The sequence below is a fragment of the Candidatus Micrarchaeota archaeon genome, from assembly GCA_021163225.1.
Classification (GTDB): Archaea; Micrarchaeota; Micrarchaeia; order Anstonellales; family JAGGXE01; genus JAGGXE01.
On sequence record JAGGXE010000060.1, the window covers coordinates 1 to 5,086 of the forward strand.

The 5,086-nt window shown below is 45.9% G+C and carries 4 protein-coding genes; 2 read left to right on the forward strand and 2 right to left on the reverse strand.

Features of this window, described 5'->3' with window-relative positions; translation table 11 throughout:
- Positions 1 to 263: 263 nt before the first annotated feature.
- A complete protein-coding gene (gene polX, locus J7K41_04155) occupies positions 264 to 2,003 on the reverse strand; it encodes a DNA polymerase/3'-5' exonuclease PolX (protein MCD6549868.1) in 1,740 nt (579 codons plus the stop codon).
- A gap of 135 nt (positions 2,004 to 2,138) precedes the next feature.
- On the opposite strand from polX, the gene J7K41_04160 reads away from it, so the two are divergent.
- Positions 2,139 to 3,071 carry an MBL fold metallo-hydrolase gene (locus J7K41_04160; GenBank protein MCD6549869.1) on the forward strand — a complete coding sequence of 311 codons (933 nt, stop codon included), beginning with the start codon at positions 2,139 to 2,141 and terminating at the stop codon, positions 3,069 to 3,071.
- A gap of 26 nt (positions 3,072 to 3,097) precedes the next feature.
- Here the strand turns inward: J7K41_04160 and J7K41_04165 are convergent, their stop codons facing one another.
- Positions 3,098 to 3,496 carry a toprim domain-containing protein gene (locus J7K41_04165; GenBank protein ID MCD6549870.1) on the reverse strand — a complete coding sequence of 133 codons (399 nt, stop codon included), beginning with the start codon at positions 3,494 to 3,496 and terminating at the stop codon, positions 3,098 to 3,100.
- 325 nt (positions 3,497 to 3,821) lie between these two features.
- On the opposite strand from J7K41_04165, the gene J7K41_04170 reads away from it, so the two are divergent.
- On the forward strand, positions 3,822 to 4,829 hold the full coding sequence (locus J7K41_04170) for a squalene/phytoene synthase family protein (protein MCD6549871.1): 1,008 nt from the start codon (positions 3,822 to 3,824) through the stop codon (positions 4,827 to 4,829).
- Positions 4,830 to 5,086: the final 257 nt, after the last annotated feature.

Sequence of the window (5,086 nt, forward strand, 5' to 3'; positions counted from 1 at the left end):
TCCTTCCGTTTCTTTAAGACGTTTCTTATCGTTTTCAACGAGAGGAAGTAATTTCGGGATGGTATACATCACCTCCTAACCCAAAAAGCTTTTATATCTGAAGAAGGGTAATATAATTCAAACGGGCAATGATTTCACCGTCCCAGACTGATTCGTGATGATCGGAGTAGCTGATGAGCCCGTTCTTACACGTTCTTACATTAAGAAAACAAATCGTCTGTCTACTTTTCCGTTCGGTTATCTCAGTCCGTTCAATCATCTGTTCAGTGTTTCCTGTTCTTTCTTTTCTTGAGCCAGTTCCTGAACTCTCTACCGTTCATTGTGTTCGCGATGTCTTCCGCAGTAGCCCAACCCCTCCGCGCAGTGCCTATCCCGAACCTCATGTATCTCAGGTGATCCGTTGAATGCGAATCGGTCCCTACGGAAAGTTTTACACCGTACTTTTTCGATAACCTGACCAAATGCGGAGGTAGGTCTAACCTGGTCGGGAACGCGTTGACCTCAAACAGGACGCCGCGTTCCGCTGCTTCTTCGAACACTTTATCGTAATCGAACAGGTAGGGTTCGCGTTCACCGATCAGTCTCCCGGTAGGATGTACGATAACATCAACGTAATCGTTTTTGATAGCCCTGATCAACCTGTTAGTCATCCCGGTTTTACTCATGCGAAACCGTGAATGCACTCCTGCGCATACGAAATCCAGTTCCGATAATATGTCATCGGATACATCCAGATGTCCGTTAGGTAGTATGTTTGCTTCGACACCCGCGTACACATCCATCTTTGTATCTATCGATTCTATCTCCTCCCTCTGTTTTTCAAAATCTTTCCTTTTCTCCAACCCTTTTGCCACCGCCAACCCCATCCTGCTGTGGTCGGTTATTACGATGTATTCGTAACCCATCCTCTCCGCCGCGCGTACCATATCCTCTACCGAACCTGTCCCGTCGCTCCAGGTAGTGTGGATCTGGAGGTCTCCCTTTATTTCGTCGTATCCGACAAGTTTGGGTAGCGTACCCTCTATCGCGGCCTCTATCTCGCCTTCATCTTCTCTTATTTCCGGCGGTATCCATTGTTTTAAACCGAGGTGTTCGTATATCTCTTCTTCGGTTCGTGATGCCACACGACGACCCATACGGTCGTACAAACCGTACTCGTTGAGTTTGTATCCCTTCTCTATAGCGATCTTGCGAAGTTTTATGTTGTGGGCTTTTGACCCTGTGAAATACAACATTGCCGCACCGAACTCTTCCTCTTTGAACACCCTGAGGTCGCATTCTATCCCTTCATCAAGAAATACGGTAGTTTTGGCAGGACCTTTCACCTCCACCTCTGCAACCCACGGCGCCTTCACAAACCTGTCCATTACGAGACGCGGGTACCGAGCTATTGTCAGTATGTCTATGTCACCGTTGGTTTCCTTCATACGTCTCACAGAACCGACGATCTCAACACGTTTGACACCTTCCACGTTTCGTATGTAATCGGCGATCTTCTCTGCAAGAGGTAACGAGTTACCGAGCAACATCCTACCCTTCATCTTCTCGATCATCTCCAACCCTTTTGCGATCTCCAGTTCGCTTTTTTCACCGAACCCGGGCAACCTTTTAATCCTGTGTTGTTTGACCGCAAGTTTTAGGTCCTCTAACGTTTTCACACCCAAGAACTTGTAGAGTTTTATCACCTTCTTAGGTCCCAAACCCGGCACGGCTGTCAACGAATCGAAATCGATCGGGTACTTCTTCTTCAACTCTTCGTAATCTTTCATTTTGCCCGTTTCCAGGAACTCTTTGATCTTTGCCGCTAAATCTTTACCCACGCCCGGTAACGCATCCAACCCTTTCAACCCTTCTTTTTCGTAGATCTCGCTAACGTTTACCGATAACGTTTCTAACGTTGCAGCCGCGCGCCGGTAGGCGCGCGGCTTCCATTTCACTTGTTCGTATTCCAAAATATCGGCAATCTCTCTGAACATCTTAGCAATCTTTTTATTGTTTGACATGATAGCATCATCACATGAATCGTTAAAAATCTTTTCTGCAAGATAAAAACCTGTTTGATACACGGAACGTTAGGAAACATATGTGTGATACGTATGGGGAAACAGAGGAGAACCGGATATAACCCTTTCAAACATATGCGCGTGTTACCTATTGCGTACGATTCGTTAGGTGTGCGTAGCACATGCACCTTTGTTGAAACGGACACAACCGTACTGATCGACCCGGGAGCGGCACTCGGTCCCTCACGTTACGGTCTACCGCCGTCACCACCTGAAGAGGCTGCACTGGAACGGTCTATCCGGAAGATCCGCACCTATGCGAAGAAGAGTAAGATAATAACGATTTCGCATTACCATTACGACCATTATTTGCCCGACGAGAACATATACGCTAACAAGGTACTGCTTATCAAACATCCCACCAAGTTCATCAATAAATCGCAGAAGGAACGTGCAGCCAGGTTCCTGGAGTTCATAGACGATACGCCTGAGCGGATAGAGTTTGTGGCCGGTGATAAAGAAACGACTGAACAGTTCGAATTCGGCAAGACAACAATGTACACGTCTCCTCCTGTCCCGCACGGTTTCAAACCGACTTTGGGTTACGTGATGATGTGTGCGATAGTGTTCAGAGGAGAAACGTTTATCCATGCTTCGGATGTGCAAGGTCCGCAGACTGATGAAGCTACGAACTGGATCATCGACCACAACCCAGATGTGTTGTACCTTTCCGGATTTCCAACGATCTTCCTCGGTTGGCGGTTTCCGAAACGTAACCTGGTTAAAAGCAATGAGAACCTGATCAGGATCCTTACCGAAACCGATGTTAAGACGATCATCCTTGAACATCATTTACTCCGTGATTTACATTACAAACAGAAGATCGGACCTGTGTTAGAGACGGCAGAGAGATTGGGGAAATACGTGGTCACAGCGGCAGAGTTCAACGGTAAGGAACCCGTACTGTTGGAAGCCATGAGAAAAGAGTTGTGGGAAGAATACCGTAAAACATCGTCAACTTCTAAACGGTCCGTGAAATCTGTTGGAAGGAAAAAGAAGAGGGCATAGATACTCCGGACATCGTAGGCATTGTGTCACACCTCGTTCTCCTCGAGAAAACGGCGGACCTTCACACCCAACGTTTCCCAATATCTCAGGTTCAACAGTTTAGCCAATCTGTTCCTGATGTACAGGTTATGATGACGTATCCCTAAGGAGTTGAGTTTATCTATCGTTCGTTTAGCCAGTTCTTCACCGCGTCTATCCATGTCTGTGAGCACGATTACTTCGGTCACGTTTTCCTCTTTCAGATGTTCGCATTCTGTATCCATGTGACCTGCGATAGTTCTAACCATGTTCGGGTTTGCACCCAACCCTACGAGTTCCCGTTTATCCTTTAACCCTTCAACGAGAACGATATGACCTTTAAGTTCTTCCATCATACGATTGAAGAGTTTTAGTCTGTACTGTTTTATCGAATCTTCAGGTTTCATGCGCAGATAATACTTGTCGATGCCTCTTTATAAGATTTACCCCGGTAAAGGAAAGACGGAACACTTCCGCGTAATCATCAGATACCTTTATAAATGTTTCTATCGATAATATAGCAGTGATGGATGGGGTAAGACCGTTGCATTGTCGTGCAACACCTTCGGGTGTTTGCAGGCAATGTAATGGGAACCATCAGAAGCAATTCTGATGGGTTCTTGGAGGCTTCGGCGTCCAAACATCCATCACGTTCGAATTCTTTTTCGGAATACGTTGACGGAACGGTTGTTCAGAAAGTTTTATAAAACTGCTAAATCACAAGATTTATCGATGCATTCTACGAATCTACTGTCCCGTTCAGGTAACCGTGGAAAACCGAACCACGGAAACGATGACGACCTTTGGGCTTACTGTAAAAACGCGTTGAACAACGTATCCCGTTCCTTTGCGCTCACGATACCGTTCATCGATGAACCGATCCGTGACAAAGTGACTCTTGGATATTTGGAAGCCCGTATCCTGGATACCATTGAGGATTCGGATGCTGACATGAAGACAAAGGAAAGGATGCTCGACCTGTGGATGAACCTGTTAACAGAACGGAGCAGGAACGGATTGATGTCGGGAATAAGTAACAAGCTTCAACAGATGACAGATTTTGCAAAAAACATCGATAACCGATATTACCGCGACCTGCTGAAAAACGCTCACATCGTTCTAACACTTCATCGTAAAATGGATTCGCACTTTTTCAGTATAGTGAAACGATGGTTTAACGAGATGAAGGAGGGTATGAAGAAGTTCCTGAGCAAACGTATATCTACCTTTAGAGACCTTGACGATTATTCCTACTATGTTGCCGGAACGGTCGGCGGATTTCTCACAGACCTAATTTCCTATTACATCGATGATAAAGAACGTGCCGAAACCCTCAGGAGATACTACCGTGATTTCGGTCTATTCCTGCAGAAAGTGAACATCATTCGCGATTTCAGAGAGGACGTTCTCGAAAAACGGTACTTCTGGCCGTCACAGTTGTTTGACGGACTGACACCCGAAGACCTGTTGGATGAGAAGAATATCGATAAGGCGTTGGAGATACTGAACATGATGATTGCCAACGCCAGACAACATGCGCACAATGCTGCTCAGTACATATCCAACATACCTGCCGAGTTTAAAGGTTACCGCGCCTTTTGTAAGGTTAACTATCTGATGGCTCTGCGCACGTTAGACCTCATGGAGGATAACCCTGCAGTTTTCCTCAGCAAGGAACCTGTGAAGATTTCAAAAGATGATAAAGAAGAGATCCTACGGCAAGCCCTTTCAGAATTGTGAACTGGCATGGCGGCGACCACGAGTTCGATGTACTGTTGAGGTGGTTCTATCGTAAAGGCTTCTTCTAAACCAAAATGTAGCGTCTGCGGGTCAACCGAGGATTTACATAAACACCACTTATACGGTAGGCCCTACAAAAGAACAGTTTACCTATGTAAACGATGTCACTATAAACTACATCGCATCGAAGCTAAAATTTGGTACAGTTCTAGAGTACAACGACTGCTACGAAAACTGAGCCGAGAAGGGGCACGTCA

Bases quoted from the DNA above. Each gene is read 5' to 3' on its own strand.
- polX (MCD6549868.1), bottom strand. From the start codon at position 2,003: ATGTCAAACAATAAAAAGATTGCTAAGATGTTCAGAGAGATTGCCGAT.
- J7K41_04160 (MCD6549869.1), top strand. From the start codon at position 2,139: ATGCGCGTGTTACCTATTGCGTACGATTCGTTAGGTGTGCGTAGCACA.
- J7K41_04165 (MCD6549870.1), bottom strand. From the start codon at position 3,496: ATGAAACCTGAAGATTCGATAAAACAGTACAGACTAAAACTCTTCAAT.
- J7K41_04170 (MCD6549871.1), top strand. From the start codon at position 3,822: ATGCATTCTACGAATCTACTGTCCCGTTCAGGTAACCGTGGAAAACCG.